Below are 15,539 nucleotides of genomic sequence, written 5' to 3' on the forward strand. Positions count from 1 at the left end.
GGTCACTCCGCCTCGTCATCCGCGACCCGGACACCAACCTTACGCACCGCGTCCTCTTCTTTCTCTGCAACCGTCCAGATCATGCCGGCAAACTCGACCTGATCGCCTACCACGGGCGCTGCCCCGAGCAGTTGCTGAACAATCTCACCGAGTGTTTGTTGTTTATCACGGTACTCCAGTCCCTCTTCCAGACCATAAATCAGCGCCACATCGGCAAACTTCGCATCGGCTTCGAGAATAAAATCGCCAAAGAAACGCTGATCTAGCGAGACGGGAGGAGACTGGCTAAACAGCTTACCCAACGCGGGCAGGTCGCGTTCACGACCAATCACGCACAGCACGTCACCTTCACGCAGCCGCGTACTGCCGGTAGGATGCAGCAGCGAATTATCGCGAAACAGGGCGGCAATACGCGTTTCGGAAGGCATGTGCAGGTCGCGAAGGGCGGCGCCCACGCACCATTTATCGGCGCTCAACTGGTAGACAAACTGCTCCCACGGATTTTCCGGATGGATATCCAGTCCGACGCGGGAAACCGGCCAGCCTACGGGTGGGACCACGACTCTGGCTTTTTTAGCCGCCCACGACAGCGATGTCCCCTGGAATAGCAGCGAAATCAGCACCACAAAGAAGGCGACATTAAAAAACAGCCGCGCATTGTCCAGACCGGCCATCATCGGGAAGACGGCAAGAATGATCGGCACCGCGCCCCGAAGCCCCACCCAACTGATGAAAATGCGCTCGCGCAGATTGAAACCGCGAAACGGCAGCAGCCCGGCGAATACTGACAGCGGACGGGCGAAAAAGATCATCCACGCCGAGAGGATTAGCGCCGGAATGGCAATCGGCAGCAAATCAGATGGCGTTACCAGCAGCCCCAGGACAAGGAACATGCCGATTTGCGCCAGCCAGGCCAGACCATCGAAGTTTTGCTGAATGGCGTAACGATTGCGTATCGGACGATTGCCCAGCACAAAACCACACAGATAGACCGCCAGTATTCCGCTGCCTTCAATGGCGGTGGTCACCGCGAACACCAGAATGCCGCCGCTCAGCGCCAGCAGAGGATAGAGCCCGGCGGGCAGGGAGATGCGATTGATCATCTGTTGCAGCAAATAGCCGCCCGCGAGACCTAACACGATACCCAGCCCAAACTGCTGAATAATGTGCACGACAAACATCCAGCTCAAGCCCGCATGATGCTGCTGAATCATCTCAATCAGTGTGATGGTCAAAAAGACCGCCATCGGGTCGTTGCTGCCGGACTCAATTTCCAGCGTTGAACCGACACGCTCGTTCAGCCCTTTCCCGCCAAGCAGTGAGAACACCGCAGCCGCGTCCGTCGAGCCAACAATCGCGCCGATCAGCAACCCTTCCATGATATCAAGGTGGAACAACCAGGCCGCCATCATCCCGGTCAGCCCGGATGTGATAAGCACTCCCACCGTCGCCAGAGAGAGGGCGGGCCACAGCGCCACGCGAAAGGAACTCGCCTGGGTTCGCATCCCGCCATCAAGCAAAATCACCGCCAGCGCGAGGTTACTGACCATATAGGCGAACGGATAATTGTCGAACGGAATGCCGCCAATACCGTCAATGCCTGCCAGCATGCCAATGGCGAGAAAGATAACGAGGATCGGGATACCAAGACGGGAGGAGAAAGAACTTAATAAAATACTGCAGGTTACAAGTACTGAACCCAAAATAAACAGACTAATTACCGCCGCTGCATCCAATGTCGTGCGTCTCCTCTTACCCGGAAAATGGTGAAACCCATAACCGCTCAGTGCCTGAATACGCTGAGCAGTTATAGTTTAAAAACCCGATATATATTAACGGCAGAAATACAGATTTAATCAGTCGGTTAAACGTTTTTTTATGCGCCCAATACGGGATGACCGGAAATAGTCAGTCGTGAGCGCTCATCATGCTCTAATACCGCATGCGCGCCGAGAGGCAGCGTGACGGTCTCTTGCTCGTGACCAAATGCAAGCCCCGTTATCACCGGGATCGAGAGCCTGCTTCGCAGGTATTCCACCATCGTATTAAGATTGTAGCCCGCATCGTATTCATTGGGATCGGCGCTGGTGAAACTGCCCAGTACGAGCGCCTTCTGACGCGCGAGAATGCCGCAATGCAGCAACTGCAACAGCATACGTTCCACGCGGAAAGGATGCTCATTGATATCCTCAACCACCAGAATACCTCCCTCAATGGCCGGAAGCCACGGGGTGCCAATAAGCGAAACCAGCATCGCCAGATTCCCACCCCATAACGTGCCCTGGGTGTGACAACGTGGGCCTTCGCCGCGCCACTCGACGGTCAGTTCAGGCTGGCGCAGCGCCTGCCAGAAATGGCGCCCGGTAAATTCATTCAGTGTTGGTGCGCCGAAATTGCCGGCCAACATCGGGCCGCTAAAGGTGATCACGCCGCCACGGGCTAATAAGCCCATCTGCACCACCGTAAAATCGCTGTGTCCACAGATAAGTAACGGCTGGGATTGTTGCCGGCGAATAAGGCCCTGCCAGTCGATAGCTTCCAGCAGGCGGCTTGCGCCATAGCCGCCGCGAACGGGGAGAACGATAATATCCGCACCTTCGAGCGCGACCAGGCTGTTGAGATCATGGAGACGTTCGCTCTCCTGACCCGCAAAGCGTTGGTCGCGGCGGGTAATGACACCACGGTTATCCACCTGATGTCCCTGTAACTCCAGCCGTTGAACCCCAAGCGCTGCCGCCTGCTGATTAATGCAGTAACCGGAGGGCGCAATCAAATGAAACCTCGACATGGCAATTCCTTGCTGACATCTAATTGGAAACGGTTATCATGCCGCTAACCCTGTTTGTTGTCATCCATAGTGATGCGTTCACCAAAGAAGGATTGCGTGTGAAATTGAGATGGTTTGCTTTTTTAATTGTGCTTCTGGCGGGTTGTAGCTCGAAACGCACGGACTACCGTAACCCGGACTGGAACCCGGAGGTCCCGGTAAAACGGGCCATGCAGTGGATGCCAGTCAGTGAAAAAGCGGGGGCGGCGTGGGGCGTCAGTCCGCGTCTGATTACCGCGATGATTGCGGTTGAGTCAGGCGGCAACCCCAACCTTGTCAGTAAATCAAACGCCGTTGGGCTGATGCAGTTAAAAGCTTCCACCTCCGGGCGCGAAGTGTATCGCTATATGGGCTGGAGCGGTGAACCTACAACCAGCGAGCTGAAAAACCCGGAGCGCAATATCTCCATGGGGGCTGCGTATTTGAGCATTATGGAGCACGGTGTACTGGCGGGAATAAAAGATCCGCAAGTGATGCAATATGCGCTGGTGGTCTCCTATGTGAACGGCGCAGGCGCGCTGCTGCGGACATTCTCATCCGACCGGAAAAAAGCGATCGACAAGATTAACGACCTGAGCGCTGACGGCTTTTTTGAACACGTGGTAGAAAACCACCCGGCACCACAGGCGCCGCGCTACATCTGGAAAGTACAGAAAGCAATGAACGCCATGTAAACGCCATATCAATATGAAAAGACCCGCCTGGATAAGCGGGTCTTTTTTTTAGCGTACGCGGCTGGCGCGTTCGCGGGCCTCGCGTTCGAGCGCAAAAATAATACGCTGGAGTTCACGCTCAACGCCGGGGCTGACGTTAAGAAAGCGAAAACTCAGACGCGGCGTGGTAATGGTTTCGTTTTTGCCGTCTACCACTTTTCGCTCACCGATGGCGATAAGCTGTGCGTCAAAATAGAACTGTCCCCATGAGGCCATATCGAGCTCTATCTGGGAAAAGCGCATACCTGCCTGCAATCCTTCCGGAACAGTGCCATCCAGTAACGCGCCCATACCGCCGAGTGAAAGGTCGAACAGGCGGAAACGCAGCTCCGTCTTCTTGTCCGGCATTTTGGCTTTACAGAAATAGGCGGGGTGTAGCGGGGCGTTGATGCGAAAGTATTCGCGACGCTGAATGAAATAGAGGCTTTCTGGCAGTTCAGAAATAAAAGCGGGCAAAGCCTGATAATCGCCGCTGTGCAGTGTGGGAAGGGTAAATTCGACTTTGGCACCCTGGGTTTCGGCGGTGATGGTCACTTTTGTGGCGCGCTGCACTGCTGTGTTATCAAACTCCTGACTACCAAAGTCCATGATCAGTTCTTCGGGGTTCACTTCGAGGATCTTACTGATGAATTGCCCGCTCGACCACGCAATGCACACAGGTACCTGGCTCTTTTGCAAATCACGCAAGACGCCGAGTACGGCTAATGGACTATTTTTCAGGAACTGCTCACTGTACTTACTCACGCCGAAAGGCTCCTTGATCACTGACAGACAGTCTTGATGCACTATCGGCAATTCCGGAGAATTCTTAATACAAATTCATAAAAATATTCTGAGGAATTGCAATTAAGTCCGTGAGATGAAAATGCTTTTCACACTATCGCCTATACTCTAGTCAACGTGCGGGAATTATGCACGATACGTACATATGACGTTGTAGCAGGAGAAAAGTAAATGGGCATCATCGCGTGGATTGTTTTTGGTCTGATTGCAGGGGTTATCGCAAAATTAATCATGCCTGGCCGGGATGGCGGCGGATTCATTTTGACCTGTCTACTTGGGATAGTGGGGGCGGTAGTCGGTGGTTGGCTGGCGACCCGCTTTAATTTTGGCGGCGATGTAACGGGTTTCAACCTTCATAGCTTCCTGGTTGCGGTGGTGGGTGCCATCATTGTACTGGCTGTCTTTAGGCTGTTACGGCGGGGTTAATTGTTTCCGTAAATGAATAAGGCCGGTGAGTTTGTTCACCGGCCTTTTCTTTTATTATGCTTTTATTGTGTTACTGTGCCGCAGCTTTTTGCGGTTCGGCTGCCGTCTGGGTAACCGACTGACTGGCAGGCAGACTGTCACAAGGCTGTTCTTTCGGACAAACCAGATCGAGCATTTTCAGCGTCACGCCGTTTGTCCAGCCGAAACCATCCTGCAACGGGTATTCTCCGCCGCCGCCACCTGTCCCGGTGCTGCTGACATCATACTTCTCAACCAGCTTTTTCTCGCGGTCATAGGTATGTTGCACGTTTGACAGGAAGCGCCATGTGACATCCATCGACAGTTTTTTCTGGTCGTAGTTTTGCAAACCGGCGACCGCGACCCATTGCAGGGGCGCCCAGCCATTTGGTGCATCCCATTGTTGACCACTGTTGACGGTGGTTGTGGAGATCCCGCCTGGTTTCAACAGCCGCGACTGCGTGGCTGCCGCTACTTTCGTCGCGCGATCTTTCGCCGCCGCATTCACATACAGTGGGAAGAGGGCGGCCGCCGTCAACTGATTACGAACCTTTTTGGTTTTCAGATCGTAATCGGCATACCAGCCCTCTTTATCATTCCACAGGTTGGCTTCTATGGCTTTCTGGCGGGCCGAGGCCAGCGCTTCATACTGGCTCGCTTTGGCGCTGTCGCCGGATGCCTGGCTGGCGCGGGCGATCATTTTTTCCAGCTTGAACATCAGCGCATTCAAATCCACCGGTACGATGCTGGTGGTGCGGATAGTCCCCAGTTGTTCGGGGTTATCCATCCACCGTGAGCTGAAATCCCAGCCCGATGCCGCAGCGGAGCGCAGATCCCGGTAGATCTCTGTTGCCGGACGATTGGGGTTGTTCTTCGCGGTGGTAACGTCATCCAGCCAGGATTCCGGGCGCGGAGTGTCTTTATCATCCCAGTAGCGGTTCAGCACCGAACCGTCATCAAGCTTAACGACCCGCTTGCTGGCCTGACCGTTTTGCAGCCCCTCCAGCCCGTCCATCCAGTAGTGGTACTCTTTTTCCATCTCTGGCAGGTAGGTCTTGAGCACGTCATCACCGTCATGGGATGCCAGTAATTCAACCATAAATGCAAAGAAAGGCGGTTGGGAGCGGCTCAGATAGTAACTACGGTTGCCGTTGGGAATGTGGCCCCAGGTATCAATTTCATAGGCGAAGTTAGCCACCATATCTTCAATTTTGTCCCAGTGTCCGCTCTCCGCCAGGCCCAGCATGGTGAAATAACTGTCCCAGTAGTAGACCTCGCGAAAACGGCCTCCCGGCACCACATAAGGTTTCGGCAGGGGGAGGAGAGAGTCCCACTTACCGGCTTTGTCCGTCGTGCGCGTCAGCACGGGCCACAGGCCATCAATATGCTCACGCAGGTTTTGCCCTTCCGGGGGAACATACTTTTCCCCTTCTTTTGGCAGATCAAAGTTGACGTTAACAAAGTGGCGAAGATCAAAGCTGGTCTGGTTTCGCTGCATACGGTAATCCGCAAGGATCATCAAGGGGTCACCCTTGGGAACGGCATCGGCGAAGGTTTTTTGATCGGGAAAGAGTTTGGCGCTTTGCACATCGCTAAACAAAGGGCCGAGCAGGATATCCGGCGACTGTGGGGTGTTGGGCGCATCTGCCGCCAGAGCCGACGGGATAAGTGAAAGCAGGGCGCCACCCAGTGCGATATGCATAGCAAGATACAAGGTGCGCTGACGGCGCAAATCTGGTCTTGTCATTAAATGTTCTCCTTAGCGGGTGAAAAGCGAGGCCGCAGTAGCCAACCTTGTGAAAACCTTAGTCGAATATCAGCCGAACGGCGTGCCCTGTGTGGCATTTTCCGCCCTTCCAGACAATTTACCTTGTTGCCCATCCCTATAAGTAAAAATTATGCCTTAATAGCTCTTTGCACGCATTTTGATCATTTCTTTAACTCAAATTAGGTAGAAAACAGGTATTTCCGCAAATAAATAAGATTTCCGTCAAATAAAATAACGGTGATTGATCAGTTTTTCTTATTGAAAACGAATTGTCATATTTGTTTTGCATCAAATAAGCTGAATTGATTCATTTACTGGCCGTTCACATTGAGTTAGCGATGCTAAATAGTGTCGCACTGAAAACAATTTATTTAGCGGGGGTAAAATATTTTCGCAGTTGATTATTTCGCTATGGTCAGACCAGGTGAATAATATTCACTTTGCACGGTTTTGATATTTCACTTTATCGACCTGACGGGTCTTGACTTACCAGGCGTTATTCAATATTCCGCACAGTGAATGTGGCTTTTTGGCTACTAATAATGAGGGGTTAAATATGCAAAATTAGCTTTTTAGGATTTATCTGATAACAGGGCGGGTGTGATATGTTCTCACTGCGCTTTGATGGATAAAATCATTAAATACAGTGGGTTGATCTTCATTTGAAGGGGGTCTAAGCTCTGCCTGGCTATGATTTCTACTATCAGAATACCTAAGTGAAATTATTTCTTGAGAATTATCTTAATTTAGATAAATTTTAAATATTCATTTTTCATTAAGGCTGAGATGATATTGAATTGTATCGTCTCGTCTGTAAAATTTAGACACGATTATCATTAATGAAGTCATATTTCGCTGCCTTGCTGGTGCAACGGCTCGTGCGGTAGCTATGGCTTTAATTCATTATTTGATCGGTTTGCAGGGTAAGGGAGAGACTTATTTTGAAAGAATGAAAAAGTTCTTTCCTAAACGTTCCAGTTCCACACAGTAATATATTTGCAATGGAAATCACCGTTATGAAAATGCGAAATGTATTAGCCCTTCTGTTTGTTTTTGCACTCTCCGCATGTAAAGCACCACCGCCGGCGACGCCCACAGACGACACGATTGTGACCAGCGAGGTGAATGGCACCACGCTTACCCACCGCTATGCGGTAAAACCACCGAAAGAGTTTCAACCCATCAAAGAGAACTACCGTGCACTCTATCCTGCGTCGCTGATGAGCACGCCGGATTACGGCGGTAAAATGATCCGTCAACTGCAAACCGGTAAAACCTACGTTGTACTGGGCCAGGTTGAACACTTCTGGATGGCTCTGGCCGATGAAGGTCAGGAAGAGTTGATTGGTTATGTCCCGATGCGTGCTGTGGTGAAAAGCGAGTTGTACGACGAAACGGTACGCAAGCAAACCCCGCGCCTGAGAACCCGCCAGAAACAGACCTGCGTGTCGGTTGATGGTAGCAGCAAAGCGTGTAAAAACAGCAACTCAGGTACCTGGATTCTCAACTAATTCGCCATCATGAGCGATGGATATGAAAACTAACTTCGTGGTACGCCAGCTCATCCTGGCGTTTTTCCTTACGCTGACCACCCTGGTCAGCGGTTGTGGATCGACTTCACATAGCGTACCTGCCAGTTACACCCTTCAGTTCCAGGCGCACCCGCAGGTCAATGCATCCGCGCCGCTCAAAGTCAGGGTTTTGCTGTTGAAATCCGACGCGACATTTATGTCCGCCGATTTCTGGTCGCTACAAAACAATGCGGGAAATACCCTTGGGGGTAACCTGCTCAACAGCGATGAGTTCTTCTTACTGCCCGGTCAACTGACAAAAACACTCACCGGCCAGGCTACCCCGGAAGCACGCTATATCGGCGTGATGGCGGAGTATCAGGCGCTGGATGGCAAAAAATGGCGGATCTCCATTCCGCTTCCCGTGCAGGGTGAAAGTCGCTTTTATGAATTCTGGAAATGGTCGTCTGACTCACTTGAAGCCAGCGTTTTTCTCGACGTGAACGGGATCCGCGTCGTTTCCAGATAGCGCCCAGTCTTAACAGGAAAACAGCATGAACAAAGCAGAAAAGGTCGTCTGGACCGAGGGTATGTTTCTGCGTCCTCATCATTTTCAACGTGCGGAAAGCCACCTGCATAGCCACATTCGCGAATGGGGGGCGTTACAACGGCCCTGGCTATGGGGCTTTCTGGACCTTGAACTGGATGACGCAATGTTGCGCCAGGGCTGTATCGCGCTGAGTTATGCCAGCGGTCTGCTACCGGATGGCACCTTTTTTTCCTTTCACGATCCGCGCCATGCGCCCGCGCCATTAGCCATTGGGGATAACGTGACCAATGAGCGTGTCGTGCTGGCCTTACCTGCCCGCCGGGGTGGGCGTGAAGAAGTTATCTTCAGCGAAGATAAAGAGTCACTGGCGCGCTACGTGGCCTGGGAAGCCGAAGTGGATGATGACAACGCCATTTCCGTTGGCCCGGCGGCCGTGCAGTTTGGTCGTTTACGCCTGAAACTGATGCTGGAAAAAGATCTGACCGCCGAGTGGACGGCGATGGGTGTGGTTCAGATACTGGAAAAGCGAAACGATAATCACATTCGTCATGATTCGGCCTATATTCCGCCGATGCTCAACGCCACCAACAGCGCGCCGCTGTACGCGATGATCAACGACCTGCAAAGCCTGCTCTCCCAGCGTAGCCAGCAGTTTGCCCAGCGTCTGCGCCAGCCTGGCCGCTTCAATACCACGGAGATGGTCGAATTCTCTCTGCTGGCGTTGATCAATCACCACGTCGGCTTGATTTCGCATCTGAAAACCTTGCCGCTGCTGCACCCGGAAGAGCTGTGGCGCGAATGGCTGGCCTTTGCCACCGAATTAACCACCTGGACATCCGCGCGTGCGCCGGAAGAGGTACTACCGGTTTATGACCACGACAACCTCGCTGGCTGCTTTAGCCGTCTGGTGCTGATGTTACGTCAGGGGCTGTCGCTGGTGCTGGAAGAGCATGCCATTCAACTGCCGCTTACCGAACGCACCCACGGCCTCAATGTCGCGACGCTGCCGTCCACCAGCATGGCGCGGGAGTTTGGTTTTGTCCTGGCGGTGAAAGCCAATGTGCCAGGCGAGATGCTGCAAACCCATTTCCCGGCGCAGATGAAAGTCGCCCCGGTCACCAAAATCCGCGATCTGGTGCAACTCCAGCTTCCCGGTATGAAGCTGCGGGCAATGCCTGTCGCGCCGCCGCAAATTCCCTGGCATGCGGGCTACAACTACTTCGAACTGGAAAAAGGGGGCGAGCTGTGGAGCGAAATGGAGAAATCCGGCGCCTTTGCGCTGCATCTGGCAGGTGAATTTCCAGGACTGGACATGGAATTTTGGGCCGTCCGTAGCCCGAAAGATTAATAGCGAGCGCAAGATATGCAGGAACAATACGCTAACGGCCGTGATGCCGATGTTGCGGGCGCGGGGGGTAACAACCCTCTGGTGACCGCCGCTAACCCGCTGCTTAACGCGATACCGCAGATTCGCCACTCTGTTTCACACGACGATCAGGCCGGTCTGCGCCAGCAACTGATTGATGAAATTCGCCGTTTTGAAGTGCGCTGCCAGCAATCGGGTCTTGCGTATGAAGTGATTGTCGGGGCGCGTTATTGCCTGTGTACCGCGCTGGATGAAGCGGCGGCGCTGACACCCTGGGGAAGCCGTGGCGTCTGGTCCGGCAGCGGCCTGCTGGTGACCTTTCACAACGAAACCTGGGGTGGCGAGAAATTTTTCCAGTTGCTGGCGCGCCTGTCGCAAAACCCGCGTGAGCATATCGTCCTGCTGGAGCTGATTAATTTTTGCCTGTTGCTGGGCTTCGAAGGTCGCTATCGGGTCATGGACAATGGCCGAACCCAGCTTGAAACCATCAAGCAGCGTTTGTGGCAGATGATTCGCGGCGTACGGGGAAATTATCCGCCGCCGTTGTCGCCGCATCCGGAAGATCAGCCGGTGCTGCGCAAACTCTGGCGCCCAATGATCCCGCTGTGGGCCTGTGTGGCGCTGGCCGGGTTTCTTGCCTGCCTGTTTTATATCGTTCTTAACTGGCGACTTGGCGATAACACGAACCCGGTACTGGCAAAAATTTACCAGACCACATTGCCAGAAGCGTCCATTGCCCAACCTGCGCCATCGTTGCCGCCTGTGCTTAACCTGCGCGGCTTCCTGAAACCGGAGATCGACGCCGGGCTAGTCGCGGTGCGCGATGAAACGGATCGCAGCGTTGTCACCCTAAAAGGCGACGGGCTGTTTGCGTCGGGGTCAACGGTGGCACGTGAAAACTACGCGCCGGTGATTGACCGCGTCGCGCAGGCCATGAACAACGTCAGCGGCAAAATTCTGGTGGTGGGCTACAGCGATAACGTACCGATCCGCAGCGCACGCTTTGCTTCCAACTATGAACTGTCCCTCGAACGTGCGCGCTCTGTACAGTCGCTGTTGCAAAAACATTTAAGTCAGCCGGATCGCGTGAAAGCGGAAGGGCGGGGTGAAATGAACCCCATCGCGCCGAACAATACGGCGGAAAACCGCGCCCGCAACCGCCGCGTGGAGATAACGTTACTGGTTTCGCCGGGTAATACGGCTGCCGAACTGAACGGATTGCCACAAGGAAACTAAGGATGAATAGTCTGCTTTCAATTCTGACGAACCGCATATTGTGGGGTTTTCTTGGGATGACAGCGCTGGCAGCGGTGATATGGATGATAGGTCCGCTGCTCTCTGTCGTTGATTCACGCCCGCTGGAATCTGAACAAAACCGAATTATCACCATCGCGGTGATGTATTTCATCTGGGTGCAAAGCCACATTATTCCGCGTCTTTACAACGCGTGGCTGAACCGCAAACTGATGGACAACCTGAAAAGTGACAATGCGCCGAAAGAGACGGCGGATCACAAACGGTTGAACAGCGAAGAGCAAATCCTCGCTGACCGTTTTGAAGAAGCGTCTCAGGTGCTGAAAAAAGCGCATTTCAACCAGCCGGGTCAGCGTGGCGGGCAATGGACCCAGCGTTTCAGCACGCAGTACCTGTATCAGTTGCCCTGGTATGTCGTCATTGGTGCGCCGGGCGCCGGGAAAACCACCGCGCTGGTCAACTCCGGGCTGCAATTTCCGCTGGCCGACAAATTTGGCAAAACGGCGCTGCGTGGGATTGGCGGTACGCGCAACTGTGACTGGTGGTTTACCAATGAAGCCGTTCTGCTGGACACAGCCGGGCGTTACAGCACCCAGGAGAGCGAGCAGGCGCAGGATGCCAGCGAATGGCTGAAATTCCTCGGCCTTCTGCAAAAATACCGTCGCCGTCAGCCCATCAACGGGGTGATTGTCACCGTGAGCGTTGCCGACCTGCTCACCCAGTCAGGCGATGCCTCACGCGAACAGGCGCTTAATTTACGCAAACGCCTGACCGAACTGCATGAACAACTGGGCATCCGTTTTCCGGTCTATGTGCTGGTGACGAAAGCGGATCTCCTGAAAGGCTTTCGTGCCTATTTTGCCGGGTTCGATAAAGCCCAGCGTGACCAGATCTGGGGTTTTACCTTCCCCTGGCAGGAGGGCAAGCAGGCCGATTTTGACCTGATGGGGCGTTTTACCCAGGAGTACGCGTTACTGCAACAGCGCCTTGATGCGGCCTTACCGGATATTTTACTGCACGAGAGCGATCCGAAAGCGAGAGCCGAAAGCTACCTGTTCCCTCAGGAATTTGCCGCGCTGCGTCCGCTACTGGCCGATTATCTGCAAACGCTGTTTGCCCGCTCGAACTTTGAAACCGAATTTTCACCGCGCGGTATCTATCTGGCGAGCGGTACTCAGGAAGGGTTGCCGTTTGACCGGGTGATGGGAGAACTGGGACGTTCGCTCTCGCTTCCTCGCGGTAATACCGGTGACAGTTGGGATAGCGTCAGCAAAGAGGAGCCGGTACCCGGCGGTAAAGGACAAAGCTTCTTTATCAAAAACCTGCTGCAAAACGTTATTTTTCAGGAAGCCGGTATTGCCGGGCAGAATCGCTGGTGGGAAATGCGCAACCGGGCGGTCATGTGGGCCGGTTATGCCGCGCTGCTGGTTCTGCTGGTGGTGATTAGCGGTCTGTGGCTGACAAGTTACAGCAACAACAAAACCTATCTGCAGGAAGTTGAAGCCAAAGTGCCTGGTATCAGCCAGGAGATTAAAGCGCTGCGCGAGCGTCCGCAAGGCGATGTCTTTGCCTTACTGCCGCTGCTAAACAGCCTCGCGGCGCTGCCGCAAAGTGAGGACTTCGATGTTAACAGCCCGCCACTGACCCGTCGTATGGGGCTGTATCGTGGCTATGACGTCTCTGACGCATCGCAGGCGTTGTACCAAAAAGCGTTGCAGGAGTTGCTGTTACCGGATGTGGCGTCACGCATCACCACCTGGCTGCGAAATGATAACGGCAGCGATGTGGAATACAGCTACGAAGCGTTAAAAGCGTATCAGATGCTCTACCAGCCGAAACATTATGACGGCAAGTTCCTGCATCAGTGGGTCATGCTCAACCTGGAGCGTAATCTGCCGCAGAACATGACGCAGGCCCAGCTTCGTCGTCTGGAATGGCATTTGACCCAACTGCTGGAGCCGCAAATTCAGTCCTCGCCGTTTGCCAAAGATGAAGCACTGATTGCCAGGGAGCAGGCGTTAATCAACCAGCAACCGCTCGCGGCGCGCGTCTACGGACGCCTGAAACGTCTGCTCGCGGCGGATGAAAACCTCAAGCCGGTTTCGCTGGCCTCGCTGGGTGGCCCGCAAAGCGAGCTGGTGTTCTCGCGCAAGAGCGGTAAGTCGCTCAATGACGGTATCCCCGGTTTATATACCCCGGACGGTTACTGGCAGCATTTCGATAAGCAGATTGGCACGGTGACCAACGCGCTGCATACCGATGATGCCTGGGTACTTGGTTCCACCGTCAAACAAGAAGATCAGCAGCAGACGGATAACGCGGTACGCCAGCTTTACGCGCGGGATTTTATCAGCCAGTGGGACAGCTTCCTGAGTGATATCGCGCTCAACAACAGTGCCAATCTTTCACAGCGTATTAATACGGCACGGCTGCTCTCGGGCAACAGTTCGCCGCTGCGCCAGTTGGTAGTCAACTTAAGCCAGGTATTGACGCTGACCCGTGACACCCCGGAAGAGGGCGAAAAAAAGTCGGAGGAGGGCAACAGCACCAGCCGCACACTCAACGTGTTGTTTGGCAATCGTGATAACGCGAACGCTGCGCCTGCCGCCGCGACGGCGCAGACGCCGGAACAGCGGGTAACGGAACACTACGCGCCAATTATCGAACTGGCTCAGCCGCTGGAAAAAGGCGGCAAAACCATCGTGTTTGATGATTTTTTAAAGCAGGTTGATGAACTTTATCGCTATCTGACAGCGGTACAGGATGCGGCCAACAGCGGCATGCCTGCCCCCGGCGGTGAAGCCATCAGTCGCCTGCAGGCCAGCGCAGGGCGTCTGCCCGGCGGGTTGCAGTCCATGTTCAGCAATATGGCGGTGGGCGCCAGCAGCGATACGCAAAGCCGCGAGCTGGAAAATGTCCGCAAGCGTATCAGTGTCGAAGTGGGCGGTTTTTGCCGCCAGGCCATCGCCGGTCGTTACCCGCTGGTTCGTAACGCCAGCAGTGAAGTGACGCCAGACGATCTGGCGCGCATGTTTGCCCCTGGCACCGGCCTGATGGACAGTTTCTTTCGTGACAACCTGACCAGCAAAGTGGATACCACCCAGTCACCCTGGCGCTTTATGCCGGGCATTGATGGTAAGACCTTGCCAGGTAGCGAAGGATTACTGGCGCCGTTTCAACAGGCGCAATCTATTCGTGATGCGTTTTTTGCCGGAGGAAGCACGACGCCCTCTTATCGTGTGACGGTGCGTACCGTGAGCATGGACAACGCGATTTTGAACCTCACGCTGGATGTGGATGGGCAGATTCTCCGTTACAGCCACGGTCCACAGGCGGTGCAACTGGTGAACTGGCCAGGGCCGGGCGGAACCAACCAGGTACGGATGCAGCTTGGGCTGACGAACGGCACCACCTCGACGCTGGTGACCAATGGAGCATGGGCGCTGAACCGCTTTGTTGACAAGGCGCGTGTGACACCGGGCAGCAGCAGTCTGAGCCGCCAGGCAACCTACAACGTTGATGGACACCAGGTCACGCTTGAGTTCATCCCTGGCAGCATTCGCAACCCGTTTCAGCTTCCCCGTTTCGCATGCCCTTAACCGCAAGGAAAGTCGAATGACTACGACGAGTGCAATTAGCTGGTATGGAAAATTGCCCAGTGCCGGCGACTTCTTACAGCGACGTTTCCCGGACGCGCTCCAGCGTCAATGGTCCCACTGGTTTCAGGTGGGGCTACTGAACTGGCAAAAAGAGCAAGAGCGTGCGGCGGACAGGCAATTCGGCAATGCGCCGATATGGAATTTTGTCGTGCCGCCAATGTTAGGTGGTCAGCAGGTGCAGATGGGCTGTCTGTTACCCGGTCGCGACAGCGTCGGGCGGCAATATCCGCTGTGCGCACTGCTGGCGATAAACCCGCTGGAGTGGTCTCCACGCCAACTGGCGCAGTCGGGGGACTGGTATGAGCAACTGGGGCGAACCCTGCTGCATGCGATCCGCAACAGTTACTCCGCAGAACAACTTGATCAGGCGCTGCTGTCGATTCCCACGCCGCAGCCCGTGGTAGAAGAAAACCGCTCGGAAATCCTCGATGTTATCGGTTACGAAGGCGACGCGGCGCCGACGTTGAGCTGGCGTCAGGCCGCGGAATGTTTTGACCCGCTGCGCCAGACCAGTTTCTGGTGGACCAACCGTAGCGATGGCTATCCGCTCTATACGCATGTGCACAGCGGCAATTTTACCGGGCAGCTTTTTACCATGCTGTTCGATCCGGCAGGCGGTGCACGACCGGGGCGCCATGGTCTTTATCCTCCGATGTTTGATTAA

Annotated in this window: 12 protein-coding genes; 8 read left to right on the top strand and 4 right to left on the bottom strand. The window is 54.4% G+C overall.

Annotated elements, in window-relative coordinates; translation table 11 throughout:
• Positions 1–2: 2 nt before the first annotated feature.
• Together ABIB59_RS07185 and ldcA are read right to left on the bottom strand one after the other, a co-directional pair.
• The gene (locus ABIB59_RS07185) at positions 3–1,736 is read right to left on the bottom strand and encodes a potassium/proton antiporter (protein WP_039079499.1); all 1,734 of its coding nucleotides are present in this window, start codon (positions 1,734–1,736) and stop codon (positions 3–5) included.
• Positions 1,737–1,876: 140 nt separating this feature from the next.
• A complete protein-coding gene (gene ldcA / locus ABIB59_RS07190; RefSeq protein ID WP_354034700.1) occupies positions 1,877–2,788 on the bottom strand; it encodes a muramoyltetrapeptide carboxypeptidase in 912 nt (303 codons plus the stop codon).
• A 98-nt stretch (positions 2,789–2,886) separates the two neighbouring features.
• On the opposite strand from ldcA, the gene emtA reads away from it, so the two are divergent.
• Positions 2,887–3,501, top strand: a complete 615-nt coding sequence (gene emtA, locus ABIB59_RS07195) for a membrane-bound lytic murein transglycosylase EmtA (protein WP_039079519.1) — start codon at positions 2,887–2,889, stop codon at positions 3,499–3,501.
• A gap of 48 nt (positions 3,502–3,549) precedes the next feature.
• Here the strand turns inward: emtA and ycgR are convergent, their stop codons facing one another.
• Positions 3,550–4,284: a flagellar brake protein YcgR gene (ycgR, locus tag ABIB59_RS07200; RefSeq protein ID WP_039079497.1), complete on the bottom strand. Its 735-nt coding sequence runs from the start codon at positions 4,282–4,284 to the stop codon at positions 3,550–3,552.
• 210 nt (positions 4,285–4,494) lie between these two features.
• Between ycgR and ABIB59_RS07205 the strand changes: the two genes are divergently transcribed.
• Positions 4,495–4,749, top strand: a complete 255-nt coding sequence (locus ABIB59_RS07205) for a GlsB/YeaQ/YmgE family stress response membrane protein (protein WP_039079496.1) — start codon at positions 4,495–4,497, stop codon at positions 4,747–4,749.
• Positions 4,750–4,819: 70 nt separating this feature from the next.
• Here ABIB59_RS07205 and ABIB59_RS07210 read toward each other — a convergent pair whose 3' ends face one another.
• Positions 4,820–6,514: an alpha,alpha-trehalase gene (locus ABIB59_RS07210; protein WP_354034703.1), complete on the bottom strand. Its 1,695-nt coding sequence runs from the start codon at positions 6,512–6,514 to the stop codon at positions 4,820–4,822.
• Positions 6,515–7,551: 1,037 nt separating this feature from the next.
• Between ABIB59_RS07210 and ABIB59_RS07215 the strand changes: the two genes are divergently transcribed.
• Genes ABIB59_RS07215 through tagF form a run of 6 tightly spaced genes read left to right on the top strand, consistent with a single transcriptional unit; the run spans position 7,552 to position 15,539 of the window.
• Positions 7,552–8,046: a hypothetical protein gene (locus ABIB59_RS07215; RefSeq protein ID WP_039079494.1), complete on the top strand. Its 495-nt coding sequence runs from the start codon at positions 7,552–7,554 to the stop codon at positions 8,044–8,046.
• A 22-nt stretch (positions 8,047–8,068) separates the two neighbouring features.
• Positions 8,069–8,575: a type VI secretion system lipoprotein TssJ gene (tssJ, locus tag ABIB59_RS07220; RefSeq protein WP_039079493.1), complete on the top strand. Its 507-nt coding sequence runs from the start codon at positions 8,069–8,071 to the stop codon at positions 8,573–8,575.
• Between the two features lie 25 nt (positions 8,576–8,600).
• Positions 8,601–9,944 (top strand): type VI secretion system baseplate subunit TssK, encoded by a 1,344-nt coding sequence (gene tssK, locus ABIB59_RS07225; protein WP_039079492.1) that lies wholly within the window; start codon positions 8,601–8,603, stop codon positions 9,942–9,944.
• Positions 9,945–9,959: 15 nt separating this feature from the next.
• The gene (locus ABIB59_RS07230) at positions 9,960–11,198 is read left to right on the top strand and encodes a DotU family type VI secretion system protein (protein ID WP_039079491.1); all 1,239 of its coding nucleotides are present in this window, start codon (positions 9,960–9,962) and stop codon (positions 11,196–11,198) included.
• A 2-nt stretch (positions 11,199–11,200) separates the two neighbouring features.
• A complete protein-coding gene (gene tssM / locus ABIB59_RS07235) occupies positions 11,201–14,815 on the top strand; it encodes a type VI secretion system membrane subunit TssM (protein WP_354034706.1) in 3,615 nt (1,204 codons plus the stop codon).
• 16 nt (positions 14,816–14,831) lie between these two features.
• Positions 14,832–15,539: a type VI secretion system-associated protein TagF gene (gene tagF / locus ABIB59_RS07240; RefSeq protein WP_039079489.1), complete on the top strand. Its 708-nt coding sequence runs from the start codon at positions 14,832–14,834 to the stop codon at positions 15,537–15,539.

Source organism: Citrobacter sp. UYEF32 (assembly GCF_040546205.1).
Classification (GTDB): domain Bacteria; phylum Pseudomonadota; class Gammaproteobacteria; order Enterobacterales; family Enterobacteriaceae; genus Phytobacter; species Phytobacter diazotrophicus.

Excerpts from the sequence above, each read along its gene's own strand:
- tssK (WP_039079492.1), top strand. The coding sequence starts at position 8,601 with ATGAACAAAGCAGAAAAGGTCGTCTGGACCGAGGGTATGTTTCTGCGT.
- ABIB59_RS07205 (WP_039079496.1), top strand. The coding sequence starts at position 4,495 with ATGGGCATCATCGCGTGGATTGTTTTTGGTCTGATTGCAGGGGTTATC.
- tssJ (WP_039079493.1), top strand. The coding sequence starts at position 8,069 with ATGAAAACTAACTTCGTGGTACGCCAGCTCATCCTGGCGTTTTTCCTT.
- ABIB59_RS07230 (WP_039079491.1), top strand. The coding sequence starts at position 9,960 with ATGCAGGAACAATACGCTAACGGCCGTGATGCCGATGTTGCGGGCGCG.
- ldcA (WP_354034700.1), bottom strand. The coding sequence starts at position 2,788 with ATGTCGAGGTTTCATTTGATTGCGCCCTCCGGTTACTGCATTAATCAG.
- ABIB59_RS07215 (WP_039079494.1), top strand. The coding sequence starts at position 7,552 with ATGAAAATGCGAAATGTATTAGCCCTTCTGTTTGTTTTTGCACTCTCC.
- tagF (WP_039079489.1), top strand. The coding sequence starts at position 14,832 with ATGACTACGACGAGTGCAATTAGCTGGTATGGAAAATTGCCCAGTGCC.
- tssM (WP_354034706.1), top strand. The coding sequence starts at position 11,201 with ATGAATAGTCTGCTTTCAATTCTGACGAACCGCATATTGTGGGGTTTT.
- ABIB59_RS07210 (WP_354034703.1), bottom strand. The coding sequence starts at position 6,514 with ATGACAAGACCAGATTTGCGCCGTCAGCGCACCTTGTATCTTGCTATG.